At 69.4% G+C, this 17,881-nt stretch carries 15 protein-coding genes; 9 read left to right on the top strand and 6 right to left on the bottom strand.

Going from position 1 to position 17,881, the window contains the following annotated elements:
- Positions 1–13: 13 nt before the first annotated feature.
- Positions 14–1,108 carry an alanine--glyoxylate aminotransferase family protein gene (locus tag R8G01_00200; GenBank protein MDW3212388.1) on the top strand — a complete coding sequence of 365 codons (1,095 nt, stop codon included), beginning with the start codon at positions 14–16 and terminating at the stop codon, positions 1,106–1,108.
- Positions 1,109–1,349: 241 nt separating this feature from the next.
- Here the strand turns inward: R8G01_00200 and leuS are convergent, their stop codons facing one another.
- Positions 1,350–4,223: a leucine--tRNA ligase gene (gene leuS, locus R8G01_00205; GenBank protein ID MDW3212389.1), complete on the bottom strand. Its 2,874-nt coding sequence runs from the start codon at positions 4,221–4,223 to the stop codon at positions 1,350–1,352.
- A gap of 206 nt (positions 4,224–4,429) precedes the next feature.
- Between leuS and R8G01_00210 the strand changes: the two genes are divergently transcribed.
- From R8G01_00210 to R8G01_00230, 5 genes are all read left to right on the top strand, one after another.
- Positions 4,430–5,038, top strand: coding sequence for a hypothetical protein (locus R8G01_00210; protein MDW3212390.1), 609 nt, complete (start codon positions 4,430–4,432; stop codon positions 5,036–5,038).
- Positions 5,035–5,727 carry a hypothetical protein gene (locus R8G01_00215; protein MDW3212391.1) on the top strand — a complete coding sequence of 231 codons (693 nt, stop codon included), beginning with the start codon at positions 5,035–5,037 and terminating at the stop codon, positions 5,725–5,727. The genes R8G01_00210 and R8G01_00215 overlap by 4 nt, the downstream gene beginning before the upstream one ends.
- 96 nt (positions 5,728–5,823) lie before the next feature.
- Complete coding sequence (locus R8G01_00220; GenBank protein MDW3212392.1) at positions 5,824–8,403, top strand: alpha/beta hydrolase fold domain-containing protein; 2,580 nt, start codon at positions 5,824–5,826, stop codon at positions 8,401–8,403.
- Positions 8,404–8,448: 45 nt separating this feature from the next.
- Positions 8,449–8,934 carry a DUF6328 family protein gene (locus R8G01_00225; GenBank protein ID MDW3212393.1) on the top strand — a complete coding sequence of 162 codons (486 nt, stop codon included), beginning with the start codon at positions 8,449–8,451 and terminating at the stop codon, positions 8,932–8,934.
- An 82-nt stretch (positions 8,935–9,016) separates the two neighbouring features.
- Positions 9,017–9,391, top strand: a complete 375-nt coding sequence (locus R8G01_00230; protein ID MDW3212394.1) for a hypothetical protein — start codon at positions 9,017–9,019, stop codon at positions 9,389–9,391.
- A 17-nt stretch (positions 9,392–9,408) separates the two neighbouring features.
- Here the strand turns inward: R8G01_00230 and R8G01_00235 are convergent, their stop codons facing one another.
- The 3 genes from R8G01_00235 to R8G01_00245 are packed head-to-tail and all read right to left on the bottom strand — an operon-like array spanning position 9,409 to position 13,951.
- Positions 9,409–10,380, bottom strand: coding sequence for an NAD-dependent epimerase/dehydratase family protein (locus R8G01_00235; protein ID MDW3212395.1), 972 nt, complete (start codon positions 10,378–10,380; stop codon positions 9,409–9,411).
- A complete protein-coding gene (locus tag R8G01_00240; protein ID MDW3212396.1) occupies positions 10,377–12,932 on the bottom strand; it encodes an alpha/beta fold hydrolase in 2,556 nt (851 codons plus the stop codon). Before R8G01_00240 ends, R8G01_00235 begins: the two co-directional genes overlap by 4 nt.
- Positions 12,929–13,951 (bottom strand): 3-oxoacyl-ACP synthase III, encoded by a 1,023-nt coding sequence (locus R8G01_00245; protein ID MDW3212397.1) that lies wholly within the window; start codon positions 13,949–13,951, stop codon positions 12,929–12,931. Before R8G01_00245 ends, R8G01_00240 begins: the two co-directional genes overlap by 4 nt.
- 124 nt (positions 13,952–14,075) lie before the next feature.
- Between R8G01_00245 and R8G01_00250 the strand changes: the two genes are divergently transcribed.
- Both R8G01_00250 and R8G01_00255 read left to right on the top strand, forming a co-directional pair.
- Positions 14,076–14,906: a PfkB family carbohydrate kinase gene (locus R8G01_00250; protein MDW3212398.1), complete on the top strand. Its 831-nt coding sequence runs from the start codon at positions 14,076–14,078 to the stop codon at positions 14,904–14,906.
- A 46-nt stretch (positions 14,907–14,952) separates the two neighbouring features.
- The gene (locus R8G01_00255; protein MDW3212399.1) at positions 14,953–15,411 is read left to right on the top strand and encodes an SRPBCC family protein; all 459 of its coding nucleotides are present in this window, start codon (positions 14,953–14,955) and stop codon (positions 15,409–15,411) included.
- Between the two features lie 13 nt (positions 15,412–15,424).
- Here the strand turns inward: R8G01_00255 and R8G01_00260 are convergent, their stop codons facing one another.
- Entirely contained in the window at positions 15,425–16,030 is a 606-nt protein-coding gene (locus R8G01_00260) for a DUF4389 domain-containing protein (GenBank protein ID MDW3212400.1), read from the bottom strand.
- 153 nt (positions 16,031–16,183) lie between these two features.
- On the opposite strand from R8G01_00260, the gene R8G01_00265 reads away from it, so the two are divergent.
- On the top strand, positions 16,184–16,498 hold the full coding sequence (locus R8G01_00265; GenBank protein MDW3212401.1) for a hypothetical protein: 315 nt from the start codon (positions 16,184–16,186) through the stop codon (positions 16,496–16,498).
- 12 nt (positions 16,499–16,510) lie between these two features.
- Here the strand turns inward: R8G01_00265 and R8G01_00270 are convergent, their stop codons facing one another.
- Complete coding sequence (locus R8G01_00270) at positions 16,511–17,806, bottom strand: amidohydrolase family protein (GenBank protein ID MDW3212402.1); 1,296 nt, start codon at positions 17,804–17,806, stop codon at positions 16,511–16,513.
- Positions 17,807–17,881 lie beyond the last annotated feature (75 nt).

Raw genomic sequence — 17,881 nt, forward strand, 5'->3', positions numbered from 1 at the left:
TACGGTGTCGTACGTGACACATCGTGATCCTGTCCTGATGGGCCCCGGCCCGTGCAACCCCTATCCCGAGGTGATGGAAGCGTTCGCCAGGCCCGTCCTGGGGCACCTCGACCCCGACTTCATCGAGCTGATGGACGATGTCGGCGACCGATTGCGGGCGGTGTTCCAGACCGAGAACCGCCTGAGCTTCGCCGTGTCGGGCACCGGTTCGGCCGGGATGGAAGCCGCCGTCGTGAACTTCGTCGGCCCGGGCGACACCGTGGTGATCGGGGCCAACGGGGTCTTCGGTGGCCGGTTGTGCGACGTCGCCGAGCGGTGCGGCGCCGAGGTGGTCCGCGTCGATGCGCCGTGGGGGACACCGATCGACCCGCAGACGCTGCTCGACGCCCACCCGTCGCCCTCGATGATCGTGGTCGTGCACGCCGAGACCAGCACGGGCGTCCGCAACGACCTGGCGACGCTGGGGGCGAACAAGGGCGACGCGCTCCTGCTCGCCGACTGCGTGACCTCGCTGGGTGGCATCGACCTCCGGCTCGACGAGTGGGGCGTCGACATCGCGTACAGCGGCACGCAGAAGTGCCTCGGCGTACCGCCGGGACTGGCCCCGCTGTCCGTCTCGGATCGTGCGCTCGAGCGGCTGCGCGAGCGCCCGCCTTCGTGGTACCTCGACCTCAACATGATCGCCGGGTACGTGACCGGCAGCGGGGCCCGCGCCTACCACCACACGGCGCCGATCTCGATGCTGTACGCGATCCACGCAGGTCTGGGTGTCGTGCTCGACGAAGGTCTCGCCGCCGCGCAGGCGCGGCACCAGCGGTGCGGTGATGCGCTCCAGGCCGGGCTCGTCGAGCGAGGTTTCGAGTTGTTCGCCGCCGAGGGCAACCGCCTGCCGCAGCTCACGTCGGTGCGGGTGCCCGCGGAGAAGTTGCCGAGCGGACAGTCCGAAGCCGACGTGCGCCGGACGCTGCTGTTCGACTACGGCATCGAGATCGGCGGCGGACTCGGCGACCTCGCGGGCAAGGGCTGGAGGATCGGCCTGATGGGCCACACCGCGCGGCAACGCAACGTCACGTTGCTGCTGGCCGCGCTCGACGAGATCCTGGCCTGATCGCGGCGGGGCATCAGACCCCGGACGCGAGATTCCCACGAGGTGGTTCCGTCGGACCCGGAACAGTTTTGGGACCAGGAGCCACGCTCGTCGCTCGTGGCGACGGTGTGGGTCTGCGTCCCCTGATTGCACCTCGTGGGATCTGATTGCAGTGTCGCACCGACCGACCGGCTTGTACAGGGAATTTGGTCCCGTCGGTCGTGATAACTGCGTTGTCGCGGCCGGCCCGGTACCGGCGCCGTCAGACGACGATGTTGACCATGCGGCCCGGCACGACGATGACCTTCTTCGGAGCGGCACCGGCGAGCGCGCCCTGCACCTTGTCGTCGGCGAGCGCGGCGGCTTCGACCGTGGCCGCGTCGGCGTCGGTCGCGACGGTCACGCGCCCGCGCACCTTGCCGTTGACCTGCACCGGGTACTCGATCGTGTCGTCGACCAGGTACCGCTCGTCGGCGACCGGGAAGTCGAGGTAGGTCACGGTGTCGTCGTGACCGAGCTTGCGCCACAGCTCCTCGGCCATGTGCGGCGCCAGCGGCGCGAGCATCAAGGTCATCTGCTCGGCGATCGTTCGCGGCGTGGTGTCGAGCTTGGTCACGGCGTTGTTGAGTTCGATCAGCTTCGCGATCGCCGTGTTGAACCGCAGCGCGTCCATCTCGATGCGGACCGTGTCGATCGTCCGGTGCAGCAACCGCGTGATGTCGTCGCTCGGTTCGACGTCGGCGACGACACAGGCCCCCGTCTCCTCGTCGACCATCGTGCGCCACAGCCGCTGGAGGAAGCGGTACATGCCGATCACGTCGCGGGTCTCCCACGGACGTGATGCGTCCATCGGGCCGGTCGCCATCTCGTACAGCCGCAGGGTGTCGGCGCCGTACTCGTCGTACATCTCGTCGGGCGAGACGCCGTTCTTCAGGCTCTTGCCCATCTTGCCCATTTCGCGGGTGACCGGCTTGCCGTCGTGGAAGTACTCGCCGTCCCGTTGCTCGACCGAGGTCGCGTCGACGTAGATCTCGCGCTCGTCCTTGTAGGCGGCGGCCTGGATGTAGCCCTGGTTGAACAGGCGGGCGTACGGCTCCTTCGAGGTGACGTGGCCCAGGTCGAACAGGACCTTGTGCCAAAAACGGGCGTACAGCAGGTGCAGCACGGCGTGCTCCACGCCGCCGACGTAGAGGTCGACACCGCCCGGGTGATCGGTGCGGCGATCGGTGCGTGGGCCGACCCAGTACTCCTCGACGGCCGGGTCGATGAACGCCTCGTCGTTGGTGGGGTCGCAGTAGCGAAGCTGGTACCAGCACGAGCCGGCCCACTGCGGCATGACGTTGGTGTCGCGGCGATAGGTCTGTGGCCCGTCGCCGAGGTCGAGGGTGATCTCGACCCAGTCGTCGAGTCGGTCGAGCGGGCTCTCCGGGTTGGAGAACTCGTCGTCGGCGTCGAACGTGCGCGGCGAGAAGTTGTCGGTCTCCGGCAGCTCGACGGGCAGCATGTCGTCGGGCAAGGTGTGCGGGTTGCCGTCGGCGTCGTAGACGATCGGGAACGGTTCGCCCCAGTACCGCTGGCGGCTGAACAGCCAGTCCCGCAGCTTGTAGGTGATGGTGGCCTCGCCGTGGCCGTTCGCCTCGAGCCACTCGTTGACGGCGGCGATGCCGGCAGCCTTGTTGTCGATGCCGTTGAGGTCGAGCGACTCGTTGGACGAGTTGACGTACGGGGCGTCGCCCACGTACGCCTCGGGCCACAACCCGGTGTCGAGCGCGGTCGACGGGGTGGCGCGGATGCGATGGTGCTCGAACCAGTCGGCGGGCGGTCGCTGGATCGGGCGGATCGGCAGCGCGAACTGGCGGGCGAACTCGAAGTCGCGCTGGTCGCCGCACGGCACGGCCATGATCGCCCCGGTGCCGTAGCCCATGAGTACGTAGTCGGCGATCCAGATCTGGATCGGCTCGCCGTTGAGCGGATTGGTCGCGTACGAGCCGGTGAACACGCCGGTCTTCTCGCGGGTGTCGTCGGTGCGGTCGATCTCGTTCTTCGCGGCGGCCTGTCGCCGGTAGGTGGCGACGGCGTCGGCCTGCTCCGGTGTCGTGAGTTCGTCGACGAACGGGTGCTCCGGTGCGAGCACCATGAACGTCGCGCCGAACAGCGTGTCGGGCCGGGTGGTGAACACCGTGATGTTGCCCGCTTCGCTGGCGAAGTGGACGTTCGCGCCGTGGCTGCGCCCGATCCAGTTGCGCTGCATCGACTTGATCGCGTCGGTCCAGTCGAGCAGTTCGAGGTCGTCGATCAGCCGGTCGGCGTAGGTGGTGATCCGCATCATCCACTGCCGCATGTTGCGCTTGAAGACCGGGAAGTTGCCGCGGTCGGAGCGGCCGTCGGCCGTGACCTCCTCGTTGGCGACCACCGTGCCGAGGCCCGGGCACCAGTTGACCGGCGCGTCGCTGACGTAGGCCAGGCGCTGGTCGTCGACGACCGTGCGCCGCTCGTCGGCCGACAGATCCGCCCAGGCCCGGCCGTCGGGTGTGGTGCGAGCGCCGGACTCGTACTCGGCGATCAACTCGTCGATCGGGCGGGCGCGATCTTGCTCGTGGTCGTACCAGGCGTTGAAGATCTGGCTGAAGATCCACTGTGTCCACCGGTAGTACTCGGGGTCGGTGGTGGAGATGCTGCGCCGCTGGTCGTGCGCCAACCCGAGACGACGGAGCTGACGGCGGTACGTGGCGACGTTCTGCTCGGTGGTGATGCGCGGGTGCTGACCGGATTCGACCGCATACTGCTCGGCCGGCAGGCCGAAGGCGTCGAAGCCCATCGTGTGCAAGACGTTGTGACCCGTCATCCGCTTGAAGCGGGCGAACACGTCGGTGCCGATGAATCCGAGCGGGTGGCCGACGTGCAGGCCGCTTCCGGACGGGTACGGGAACATGTCGAGCACGAACAGCTTCTCACCGCGCTCGGCGGCGAGTTCGGCGTCACCGAGCGGTCCCGCCGGGTTCGGTGTCTCGAACGTCCGGTTGCTGTCCCACCAGTCCTGCCAGTGGGATTCGATCTGCTGCGCGAGCGCAGCGGAGTAGCGGAACGGGGGAGTCTCGCTGACGTTCGTGTCGGGGGTGTCTGTCGTGGCGCTCATACCGGCCCACCAGCCTAGGGTTTCGGCCTGGCTGCCGAAGGTGCCCGTTCGAGTTCGGGCAGACCCGGCTGCGGATCGTCGGCCCGAATTGAGGTAGCCGCGTGCGAGTGATTGGGTAGTCGGTGGGCGACCCGTTCGACGGTGTCCGTGCGAACATCGTCGAACGGGCCACGGACCACGGGCCCGAGCAGTGACGGAAGGAACCCATGACGACTCGGCGACGTGATCACACTCCACGACACGACCGGCTGCGGGTTGCCGTGCTGGCTGCCGTGCTGCTCGGCGTTCCGGTCGCGTGCGGTGGCGACGATGCTGACAGCGAGCCGGCCGAACCGGCCGACGAACCCGATGCCGATGAGCCGGTCGAGTCCGACGCCGACGAACCCGCCGGCGGCGACTCGGACCCGGGCGGCGGGCTCGGCACCGGGACCGGGACCGTGTCATTCGACGGTGAGGAGTACCGGTTCGAGATCGGGCGCGAAGCCGGGCAGTGTCGCAACCTGTACGACGTCCTCGTCGTGGATCTGCCACTCGTCGAGGCGAACGGGACGGAGGTCCCGCCGGACTCCGGCCGTCTCGAGCTCCAGGTCGAACTCGACGACGTCGAGGACTTCGAGCCCTGGGCCGATCTGAGCATCCCCGGAGGGCGCTGGTTCGCCGGCGACGACGAGGTGGCCGCGATCACCGATGTCGAGACACCGGACCTCACCCTCACGGCGTCCGGGACGAGCATCACCGGGACCCAGGCGATGGTGCCCTTGGTGCAGGGCATCAACAGCGCCATCGACGCGAAGATCGAGATCACATGCGAATGAGACGTTCGTTCGCGCTGCCCGTGATGTTCGGTGCCGTCGCGCTCGTCGCCGGTTGCGGCGGTGGTGACGGCGACGGCGCGGCACCGGTCGACGCGAGCGATGCAGCCGAGCCGGCCCCGGACCCCGATGACGACGCGCCTGAGCCGGCGGAGTCCGACGAGCGCGTGGCCGAACCCGATGAATCCTCAACTGATGAATCCTCAACTGATGAATCCTCAACTGACGTGGAGCCCGTCGGTGACGACGAGCCGGATGCCGAACCGACGACCGGTCCGGCAGCGATCGACCCGGCGACCCTGGAGCCGGGCACCGCGCTGTTCGTGGTCGACGGGAACGAGTACCGGTTCGCCCGAGGCGACAGCATCTTCGATGTGTGCGAATTCGAACCGGACTTCGACCTCGGCCAGGCCAAGATGGATCTGGTCGACGGGCCCGAAGACGGGTCACCGCACCTGCAGATCGGGTACGGCGGCGACAAGCAGATCGTGGTGCTGGCGGTCCCGCCCGACATCGCGTACATCGCGGGCAAGGGCGAGGAGACCGACCCCTACTTCCAGCATTTCGGGGTCGTGCCGCCCACCGCCGGTCCGATCGACGTGGTCGACGGCGGGGCGTCGGGGCAGATGCCGATGATGAAGGTGCTCGCCGACGAGTTGGTCGATGCGAGCTTCGCCGTCCGCTGCAGCTGACACGAGAAAACGTCCCCGGGATCGATGCCGGAACCGGCCCCGCGCCGCCGTCGCTCCGGCCCGAACGGCCCGACCGTGCTGTGACAGGCTCCTGAGATGGGGACCGATGGGGATCAGTCAGGCCTGGACGTCGACGTCGTCGTGGTCGGCGCCGGGATGGCGGGGTTGTACCTGCTCCACAAGTTTCGTTCGAGCGGGGTGACGGCGATCGCGCTCGAGGCCGCATCCGACGTGGGCGGCACCTGGTACTGGAACCGGTATCCGGGTGCGCGCTGTGACATCCAGAGTCTCGACTACCAGTACACGTTCGACCCTGACCTCCGGCGTGAGTGGCAATGGTCGGAGAAGTACGCCACTCAACCGGAGATCCTCCGCTATCTGAACCACGTGGCCGACCGGTACGACCTGCGGCGCGACATCCGCTTCGACACCCCGGTCGATCGAGCGGTCTGGGACGACGAGGGGACGTGCTGGCGCGTCCACACGGTGTCCGGCGACGAGATCACCTGCCGGCACTACGTGATGGCGACGGGCACGCTCTCGGTCCCGAAGGATCCCGACCTCCCGGGCGCCGATCGGTTCGCCGGCGCGACCTATCTGACGGGGAAGTGGCCCCACGACGGGGTCGACTTCACGGGCAAACGGGTGGCGGTGATCGGCACCGGTTCGTCGGGGATCCAGACGATCCCGCACATCGCCGCCGAAGCAGCACAGCTCACCGTGTTCCAACGCACCCCGAACTACTCCATGCCCGCCGGCAACGGGCCGATCCCCGAGGACAAGCGGTCGCAGCTCGAGGCCGACCCCGAGGCGTACCGCCACGCGGCCCGCTGGTCGCGGGCCGGTGTACCGATGCCACAGCCGACCGACAGCGTGTTCGCGGTGTCCGACGACGAGCGGCTGCGGCGGTTCGAGGAGGCGTGGGCGCAGGGGGAACTCCTGGCGGCCAACAGCAAGTTCGTCGATCTCGGCATCGCCGAGGCCGCGAACGAACTGTGGTGCGAGTTCGTCCGCGACAAGATCCGGTCGACCGTCGACGACCCGGCGACCGCCGAGGCACTGTGCCCGACGACGTACCCGTTCGGTACCAAGCGGCCCTGTCTCGACACGAACTACTTCGAGACGTTCAACCTGCCACACGTCCGTCTCGTCGACCTCCGATCACAGCCGATCGAGTCGATCACCGAGACGGGCATCGAGCTGCCGGGCGAGCACCTGGAGTTCGACGCGATCGTGTACGCCACCGGGTTCGACGCACTGACCGGCGCACTCGTCGGTGTCGACATCCGCGGCCGCGGCGGCCTGACGCTGCGAGAGAAATGGGAGCACGGACCGCGGACCTATCTCGGGCTCACCGCGGTCGGTTTCCCCAACCTGTTCATGGTCACCGGCCCGGGCAGCCCGTCGGTGCTGTCGAACATGGTGGTCTCGATCGAGCAGCACGTCGACTGGATCGCCGACGCAGTCGCCTCGATGCGCGACGACGGGTACACGTCGATCGAACCGACACCGACGGCCGAAGACGGATGGGTGCAGCACGTCAACGACTGCGCCGACATCACCCTCTTCCCGAAGGCCGACTCGTGGTACATGGGGGCCAACGTGCCCGGCAAACCGCGGGTGTTCCTCCCGTACGTCGGTGGCGTCGACACGTATCGGCGCACCTGTGACGAGGTGGCCGAGCGCGACTACCTGGGGTTCCGGCTGGCCGGTCCCGCCGGCGAGCACTGCAACGACGGGGTGGTCAACCGGCTGCAACTCGACGTGATGTTCATGCTGCAGGCGATGCAGGAGATGGAGCTCCCGCCGATCGAGTCGATGAACCCGACCGACGCTCGCGCGTTCATGGAGGCGTCGTCGGCGCTGCGACCGCCCGGCCCTGAGGTCGGTGAGATCGTCGACGGGTCCCTGCCGGGGGCGGATGGCGATCTGTCGTATCGCCGGTACCGGCCGAACACCCCCGGACCGCATCCGATGGTGGTGTACTTCCACGGCGGCGGCTGGGTCCTGGGCGACCACCGGTCCGACGACCCGTTCTGTCGCGATCTCTGCGTACGGTCGGGAGCCCTCGTGGTGTCGGTCGACTATCGACACGGGCCCGAGCATCGTTGCCCCGCCGCTGCCGACGACGGGTTCGCTGCCGTGCGATGGCTGGCCGACCATGCGGCCGAGATGGGAGCGCAGCCCGGCCGTCTCGCGATCGCGGGATGGAGCGCCGGGGCAAACCTCGCCACGGTGACGACGCAGCGGATTCGCGACGATGGAGGACCCGCGCTCGCGGGGCAGCTGCTGATCACGCCGGTCACCGACGGCAGCACCGACCGCCCGTCCATGTCCGAGAACGCCGACGGTTTCGTGCTGACCAGGGCGCTGATGGAGTGGTTCTGGGGGCACTACGCCGACGAGCAGCAGCGGTCCGACCCGATCGCGTCGCCGCTGCTCGCCGCCGATCTCACCGACCTCCCGCCGGCGGCGATCTTCACCAGCGAGTTCGATCCGCTGCGCGACCAGGGTGCGGCGTACGCAGCGGCCCTGAGCGCCGCCGGGGTGCCGACCGAGCATCATCTCGGTCGTGGTCACGTCCACACGTCGTTGACCGCGGTCGACATGATCATCTCGAGCGGCTCGATCCGAGCGGCCATGGCCGACGCCGTCCGGGGCTTCTTCGCTGACTGACCGACGGTTTCGTGCCGCCCGACCGGGGGTACGTCCGGGTCAGCCATGACCACCTCGGACGACTCTGCGGCGCCGGAGCGCGACGGACGCGACGTCGACGAGCAGTTCCGCGCCCTGCTCGAAGGGCTGCGGACGTCGCTCCCCGGCGTCCAAGTGCTGTTCGCGTTCCTGCTGACCGCCCCGTTGCAGAGCGCATTCGCCGACTTCGACGGATTCGAGCGCGCGTCGTTCGCGGTCGCGTTCTATTCGTCCGGGCTGGCGTCGATCCTCCTGATCGCGCCGAGCGTCCACCAGCGGATGCGCGCGCCGGCGACCGGCATCGAACGTCACTCCCGGCGGCACCTGATCATCGCCACGTGGATCACGATCGTCGGTACCGTCGCGATGGGGGTGGCGATCGTGGCGACGACGCTCGTCGTGTCGAGTTTCGTGTTCGGTCGAGGTACCGCCTTCCTGACCGGTACCGCGATCGCCCTGTTGGCGGCCTGGGCGTGGTGCTACGTGCCGCTGGTCACCTTCAGGCGTCGTTGACCGACGGCGCACGTTTGCCGGGCGCCGGCCACGGGTACGCCAAGCCCGTGCGCGTCGACCGCGCGCAGGAGGAGGACCCGACATGACCGACCCGAACACTCCCGACGAAGCGTCCGGTGGTTCCACGTTGTTGGAGGTGCTCGCCGAGGCGGCCGATGACGGCTTCAGCCAGCAGATCGTGGTCACCGACGACGGCGACCTCCGCTGCACGAAGTGTGACACCACCGTGGCCCCGGCCGACTTCGACGTCGTCGGCTTCCGCCGACTCGAGGGCGCCAGCGACCCGTCCGACATGCTGATCGTCGTGTGGGGCACGTGCGACGGGTGCGGTGAGGGTGGTGTTGCGACGGTCGGATACGGCCCCAACGCAGGACCCGCCGACGGCGCCGTCCTCGATGCGCTCGATCTCGACGACGCCACCGACGAGGTCGGCTCGGCAGGCGCTTCCGCCAACTGACCTCGACGGGCGGCGCGTCAGGCGATCGGCAGGCCGGCGGCGAACGACTCGCGGAGGCGCTCGAAGCCGTCGTCGAGCGTGACCGCGGGTGACCAGTCGAGTGCAGCTCGCACTTCACGCTGATCGAACCAGTGAGCCGTCGAGAGCTGCTCGGCGAGGAAGCTCGTCATCGGCGGGTCATCGGTTCGACCGAGTCGGTGCCAGAGGTGTTCGGCGACGGTGCCCCCGGCGGTCGCGATCGCGGTCGGGACGTGCCGCTCTCGCCAGTCGACGCCTGCCGCCGAGGTGATCCGCGCGACGAGTTCGTGGACCGTGCGTGGCTCGCCGTTCGACACCACGAACACCCGGCCACCGAGCGACGGCGCCCGATCGAGGGCCGCGACGAGCGCATCGGCGGCGTTGGAGACGTAGGTCGTGTCGATGAGGGCGGCGCCCGAACCGACGAGCGCGAGGCGGCCCTGACGAGCCCGCTCGACGATCCGTCCGACCAGTTGTGTGTCGCCGGGACCCCAGACGAGGTGCGGGCGGATCGCGACGATCGGCATGTCCGGTGATGACGCCTCGAGGGCGATGATCTCGGCCATCGCCTTGCTGGTCGCGTAGTGGCCGCGGGTGGCCGCCGGGTCGGCGGCATCCGCGCCGGCGCCGACCAACGCCGACCCGGCGTGAGCGACCGACGGCGATGACACGTGGACGAACCGGCTCACCCCGGCGCTGCGGGCTGCGTCGATGACGAGACGCGTCCCGTGCACGTTCGTGAGCTCGAAGTCGCTCCACGGCCCGGTGACACCGACCTTGGCCGCGAGGTGGATGACCGCGTCGTGGCCGACACAGGCCCGCCCGATGGCGTCCCTATCGGTGATCGAGCCGCGGACGGTTCGCTCGTGTGGGCTCTCACCTCGCTGGAACGTGGTGACGTCGTGGTCACCGAGTGCATCGACGGTCGCGCGGCCGATCAGGCTGGTCGCACCGGTGACGAGCACCCTCACGGGTCGGTGACCCGCCCGCCGGCGAGCGCCTCGGCCGCCCACCGCGCCAATGCCGACCGGTCGATCTTGGAGTTGTGTCGACGGTCGACGGGGAGTCGCGGCACATCGAACACGGCCGCGACCGGTGCACCGACCATCTCACGGACACGATCGTGCGTGGCGAGGTCGGCGAGCTCGGCACGCGACACCGGCGTCGCACGTTCGACGACCACGACGATCTGTTGGATGCCGGGCGGCCCGACGCCGACGACGGCCGCGAGCGCGACATCGTCCACCGATTCGACCCGCTGCTCGAGCGCGACCGGGGTGACCGGCCCCTCGGGGGTGGTGATCACGTGTCCGATGCGTCCGCCGACCCACAGCCGACCGTGATCGTCGAGATGGCCGACGTCGCCGGTGGCGTGCCAGCCGACGGGCTGCCCGGAGTCGTGCTCGGTGCGCCACAATCGGTCGTAGCCGCGTCGTTGGTGCGGCGCCCGCACCACGATCTCGCCGACCACGTCCGGTTCGGTGGTGAGCTCGCCGGGTGCGGCCGCGAGAGGTCGGATCGCCGCGTCGACGCTCGGGAGCGGGTGCCCGACGCAGACGCCGTCGCCCTGGTTCGATTCGGAGCCGGCGAGCTCGTCGAGTTCGTCGAGCGAGACGCTGGCGACGGGGAGACACTCGGTCATGCCGTACGGGGTGCACGCCGACGCGTTGGGAAACAGCTCGCGAGCCGCCCGGAGGAGCGCCGGGCGCACCGGTGCTCCGGCGGAGAGCAGGAGCCGCACGTTGTCGAACGCGGCGCGGTGCGCCGCGGAGAGCTGGTCGGCGGTACGCACCACGTTGGCGAGGGCCGCCGGCGAGGCGAAGACCAGGGTGGCTCGCACCCGGAGCACCGCGTCGCCGAGCGCTGTCGCCGTGAGCGTGCCGGGCGCCGCCACGTCCATGTCGGGCACGACCGACGGGATGCCGAGCAGCGGCCCGTACAGCGCGAACGGTGCGAACGCGGCGACGAGCCGATCGTCGAGGGTGATGTCGTACAGCGAAGCGATCGCATCCCGCTGGGCGGCGAGTGCGTCGTGCGTGTAGAGCACGCCCTTCGACGGACCGGTGGCGCCCGACGTGAATGCCACCGCGGCGATCTCGCCGCCGTCGACGGGGCGGGGGAGCGAGCCAGGTGTCGTCCGGAGCGCCGGCAGGTCGGTCGCGACGCCGAGCGCGAGCTTCGACGCGCGGCCGAGCGCGATCGTGCAGATCCGACGTCCCGGCCACCTCAGCGCTCGCGCGGCGGCGAGCGCTTTGGGGATGCCGATCAGATGGTCGGGGTCGGCGACCTTCATCGCAGCGCTCATCCCGGTGCGGCCGAGCCCGGAGTCGACGAGCACGGCGACCGCACCAGCGCGCCAGCACGCCATCAGTGTCACGCTCAGGTCGATGCCCGGGGGGATCATGAGCGCGACGCGTTCGCCCCGGCGGACGCCGTCGGCCGCGAGCCCGGCGGCGGTGGCGTCGACCAGGACGTCGAACTCGCGCGTGTCGACCGCGCGACGGTCGCCCGTCATCTCGGCCACGGCGAGCCGCGGTTCGGGCGGGGCCGGGATGTCGAGCAGCGACGACGTGGTCGTGTCGGCGGGCGCCGGTGCGTGGTCGGCGTCGAGTTCGTCGATCCAGGTGAGTGCGGTCGTCAGGCAGTCGGTGTCTTCCGACACGAAGTGTCCGGCGGTCGGGTACCGGTGCACGTCGGCGTGCGGCAGGCGCGCCTCGAGGTCGTGGAGGTAGAGGTCGGAGAACACCCGGTCGGCAGCACCCCACAGGAGCAGCGCCGGGACATCGGCGAAGTCGGCCAGTCCGGCCGCGATCGCGTCGAGCGTCTCCGCGCTCGGATGCTCGGGTTCGAGCGGGATGTCGGCGACGAACTCGCCGATCGCGGTCCGCCGGTCGGCGGTCCGGTACGGGGCGAGCAGTGCCTCGCGGACCTCGGCATCAGGGCGTTCGTCGGACAGTTCGATCGCGCCGCGGATGAACGCGGTGGTCGAGGTGGTCACCGCGCGCAGCATCGGGGCCGACCGGACGAGGCGGATCACGCTCGGCGCCGGCGACCCGGGCGGTTGGTGCACGGCGGTGTTCATCAGTACCACGCCGTGCAGGTGGCTCCGGTGTCGCTGGGCCCAGCCGAGCGAGATCGGTCCACCCCAGTCGTGGGCGACGGTGACCGTCGGCCCGATGATGCCGAGCTCGGCACCGACCCGGTCGAGGTCGTCGACGCGGGTGGCGAGCCGGCGGAGCGTGCCGGTGCGCTCGGAGAACCCCATGTCGAGGTGGTCGACCGCGACGACGCGCACGTCGTCGGGGGCGTTGGCCAGCAGGTGCCGGAACAGGTACGACCACGACGGGTTGCCGTGGACGCACAGCAGCGTCAGGCGCGGTGGCGTCGACCCGGACCAGTTGTCGAGGACGTGCCAGGTTCGTGGTGTGCCGTCGCCGTCGTCGGCGGTGACCAGGCGTGACCAGCTCGGCTCGAGTCCGGCGAGACCCGGTGGCGGGAGCGTCGCCGGCTCGGTGTGCGTCACCAGCGGAGTTCGATGACGCCGGCGTTCAAGCCGGAGCCGATACCCATGCACAGGACCGAATCGCCGTCGCCCAATGTGTCTTGCACGTGCGCGAGCGTGATCGGGATCGCAGCCGGGCCGATGTTGCCGTAGAACGGGAACGTCTTGGGCACCTTGTCGGCGTCGAGGTTGAGCACGTCGAGCATGGCGTTGGTGTGCACCTCGGAGATCTGGTGGAGGATGTAGCGGTCGCGTCCGCCCCAGCTCTCGCCGGCGCCGGCGTCGTCCCAGGCGAGCTTGGCCAGCTCGGTCCCGGCGTCGAGCAGCGCCTTGGTGTCGGTGGTCATGCCCTCGAGCGAACCGACGCACAGTTCGTGGTGCTGCGTGGCGGCCCGGAAGAAACCCTTGAGCATCTGATGACTACCCGGGTTGGTGGAGTGCCGGCCGACGACCATCGCCGCGGCGCCCGAACCGAGCGTGAGCGTGGCGAAGTTGGCGAAGATGTCCTCCAGGCCCGTGCCGTGCTCGTTGAGGTAGTTGATCGTGTTGTCGTAGACCTGGTTGGTGCCTTCGCCGTCGACGATGAGGGCGTACTCGATCTGACCGGAGTCGATCATCACGCCGGCGAGGTGCATCGCGTTGACGAACCCCAGGCAGGCATTGGAGATGTCGAAGTTGAGACACGTGGTCGGCAGGCCGAGCGCGTCGTGGACGGTGACGGCGCTCGACGGTTCGAGTCGGGCCCGACACACGCTCGTGTCGACCATGAGGCCGATCTTCGAGCGGTCGACACCGGAGGCGGCGATCGCCTTCTCACCGGCTGCTGCCGCGGCGTCGGTGAACGTGACGTCGTCGGGCCACTGGCGACGCTGCCGGATTCCGGCGAGCGATTCGAGGAGGCCGGGTTTGCCCTCGGTGCGCTCGTAGAACGGGGCGAGGCGGGCGTCGACCTCGTCGGACGTCACGACGATGGGCGCCTCGTGGAGTTCGACGGAGATGACCGCGACGTCATCAAAACTGAAGTGGGCGTTCTGGATCATCTCATCCTCGGGTTCGACCGTATGGTTTCCCCACCCTATTGACATCGGCCTGTCGTCAGGGACCACGGAGCGATCTTGCTGCGTCGGGACGTCGGATTCGGACGCTCTCCGTAGAGTCTGATGCGTGCTCGCCACCCTGGGTGACCTCCTCGAAGATGTCGTCATTCGCGTCGACGACCCCGTCAACGTGGCGTCCGACACGTCGGCCCGCATCGAACGACGACGTGGCGGCAGCGCTGCCAACGTCGCGGCGGCAGCCGTGCGCGCCGGGAGCGCGGCACGTTTCCTCGGTCAGGTCGGTGACGACGCGATCGGCCGAGCCCTGGTCGACGAGCTCACCACCGTCGGTGTCGACGTCTCGTTCGTTCGGTACGACGGGCGAACCGGCACGATCGCCGTGCTCGTCGACGCCACCGGCGAACGAACGATGCTGACCGATCGCGGGGCGTGCACGGCGCTCGAGCAGCCAGACGTGGCATGGCTCGACGGGGTCTCCGAACTGCACGTGCCGTTGTATTCGCTGGTGGATGATCCGCTCGCTACCACCGCGCTCACGGTGATCGGATGGGCGCACGACCGGGGTGTCGACGTGTCGATCGACGCGAGTTCGGTCGCGCTGATCGAGGGCCACGGGGTAGGGGCGACCCTCGAGTTGTTGCAACGACTCCGTCCGGCGGTCGTGTTCGCGAACGCCGACGAGGCGAGTGTGCTCGGTGTCGTCGGCCCGGTGGTCGGCGCGGTGACGGTGGTGAAGCGCGGCGCCGGCCCGGCAACGGTGTTCGCCGCCGGCGAGCGACACGACGTCGCGGCGGAATCGTTGCCCGAGGTCGGCGACACGACCGGCGCCGGCGACGCGTTCGCCGCCGGCTTCCTCGCAGCCGACTGGCGGGGCGACGTCGTCGGCGCCGCCCGGGCCGGGCACCGTTCGGCCGCTTCGATCATCGCCCGTTCCTGACCGGGCCGACTGCGCCCACGGTCGACTCGCCGCCTACCGTTCCGTCATGACACCGGATGTCCAGGTCTCCCGTACGATCGCCGCTCCGCCGTCGGCGGTGTTCGCCGCACTCACCGACATCACCCGCATGGGCGAGTGGTCGCCCGAGACGGTCAGGGCCGAGTGGAACGACGGTGCCACCGAAGCAGCGGTCGGTGCGAGCTTCACCGGTCACAACCGCAACGGGGACCGGGAGTGGGTGACCGAGGCGATGATCGTCGAACTGGTCCTCGACGAGACGTTCCGGTTCGACTGCAGCGTCCGTGGCTTCGTGTTCTCGAAGTGGGGCTACACCCTCGAGCCGACCGAGGGTGGCTGCATCGTGACCGAGTCGGCCCAGGACCTCCGGCCCGAGAGCGCCCTCGAGTACAGCGCACAGGTCTCGGGGGTCACCGACCGACTCGAACACAACCGAGCGGGTATGGCGGCCACCCTCGAGCGGCTCGCCGACGCGCTCGAGGGGTAGCCGGGCCCGGCCGTCAGGCGGGGGAGAGCCCGAACTTCGGGTACTCGGTCTCGACCATGGCGGCGTACAGCCAGACCCGGTAGTAGTAGTTGCTCACGCGGACCAGGAAGTCGCGCATGCCCTTCGGCCAGGCGCCGGTGAACAGCACCGCGAACCAGCCGGCGATGGCGACCGCCGCGGCAGCGATGCCGAAGAAGATGAACACGACGTAGTGGGGGATCGCCAGCAGGACGTTGAGGGCGAGCTTGCGCGACCCGGTCTCGGCTGGTTCGGGCAGGTTGAGCGTGATCGGCGGGTAGGCATCGTTGTCGGCACCGCCGGTCCGGAAGTCGAACGGCGGGTAGGTCTCGGAGAAGCCGACGAGGAAGCCGGTCGCCCGGGCGTCGTAGCGGACGTACAGCGTCATCACGCCGTAGAGGCCGCGGTTCAACTTGCCGGTGAACAGCAGCACCAACCAGTAGATGACCGCAACGACGCCGGCGAGTGACCGGAGCGCGTACGAGATCACGGCGTGGGGGATGTACAGCAGCCAGTTGACGAGTGGCCGCCACCGGGCGACCTCGTAGGGCGAGTCGACGACGTAGTAGTCGCGCTCCGGGGTGGGGATGGTTTCGGTCATGTCAGGGCACTCCTCGTGATGTTCGTTCTCCCCTCACGGTACGTGTGGTCCGCCTGTGGCACATCGGCCGAACGGCCGGTCGTGCCGAGCCCTCGGTCATCCTTCGGGCCGATCCGGGCCGATCCGGGCCGATCCGATCGCTACGATTCGTCCATGGCGACCGAGATCGTGTGCACCCAGTGCGGCGTCGACGACCATCTGACCGGTACCCGCCGCGACGACGACCTCATCGAGTTGCACTGCGAATGGTGCGACATCACGTTCACCCGGGATCCGCGCCCGTCGTGCCAGAAGTGTGGTGGTTACGAGATGGAAGCCATGCCGAAGGTGCTGGTCGAGAAGTCGCGGGGCACGCAGATGTCGATCCAGGGCGTGCAGCGCGAGTTCATGTGTCGGGTCTGCGACGCGACCGAGATCCGACGTCAGCGCGACGGCCACCTGCCGACGCGTCTCGACGGGAGCCAGTGAGCGTCGGTCGGATCAGCCGGCCGGTGTGACGTCGGTGCCGGCGACCCAGACGGTGACGATGTCCTGGGGCCCCGCGAGCCGGACGATCCGTTCCTCGAACACGTCGTCGCGGTCGTCGTCACCGTCGGAGCGACAGGCGACGTCGGGGACACGGACGGCGATCGCGTCGAACGCGCGACCCGGAGCGATCAGCCCGACGTCGGCACCGACGAGGTCGGCCCCACCGAGCGTCGCCATCCAGAACGCGGTGGCGATGTCGATGCGTGCCGACGGGTCACCGGCGTCGGCGAGCTGCTGTGATGCGACGACGGCGTGGGAGCACTGTGAGAGCAGCGACGGCGACGGGCCTCCGGCCACGTCGGTGCCCAGACCGACCCGGACGCCGGCGTCGAGCGCGGCGCGGGCCCGGAACGGCCGGTTCGCGAAGTAGACGTTCGACAGCGGGCAGTGGGAGACACCCGCACCCGTCGCCGCGAGCAACGACCGGTCGGCATCGGTCAGATGCGTCGCGTGGGCGAGCACCGAGTGGTCGCGGAGCAGCCCGAACCGGTCGAGCGCGTGGGCATCGGTGACGCCGCACCGGTCGAGCACGTGCCCGTGCTCCCAGTCGCTCTCCGAGCAGTGCGTCTGGACGCGGACCCCGGTCGCCGCCGCGAGTTCACCCAATCCGGTGAGCGCCGCGTCGGTGCACGCCGGGACGAACCTCGGGGTGATGATCGGTTCGACCAGCCCGCGGCCCCCGTCGACGCGTCGGACGGCGTCGATCGAGCGGGAACTGGCATCGACGGCGGCGGCCGCGGACGGATCTCGATACCAGTCGGGAGTCCCGTCGGGGTGGTCCATCGCGACCCGACCGACGAAGGCTCGTTGTCCGTGCCGGATGCAGACCTCGGCCAGCGCCGTGGTGGCGTCCTCGTGGATCGAGCCGTAGTACACGGCGGTCGTGGTCCCGTGTCGCAGCAGGGCCGGGACCATCTGCGCCCACACCTTCGTCGAGTACTCGACGTCGGCGAATCGAGCCTCGAGCGGGAAGGTGTACTCGAACAGCCACCGTTCGAGCGGTAGGTCGAGACCGACGCCGAGTTGCGGCCACTGCGGTGCGTGCAGGTGGGTGTCGACCATGCCGGGCAACAGCACGTGGTCCGCATCGAGCATGACGTCGGGGGCGACGGTGTCGTCGGCCGGGGCGACCGACCGGATCGTGCCGTCTGCCTCGATCACCACGTCGTGCCGTTCGAGTCGCTCGAACCGGCCCGGCTCCGGCGTCTGCACGATCGTCGCCCGCACCGTCGTCGTCAGCTCGCTCATCCCGCGACCTTGCCAGCCGGGCGCCGATCCGGCCAACCCTGCCGCGCGGGAACCGGGCGCACCGCGCCGTGGGTA

Source organism: Ilumatobacteraceae bacterium (assembly GCA_033344875.1).
Lineage (GTDB): Bacteria > Actinomycetota > Acidimicrobiia > Acidimicrobiales > Ilumatobacteraceae > Ilumatobacter.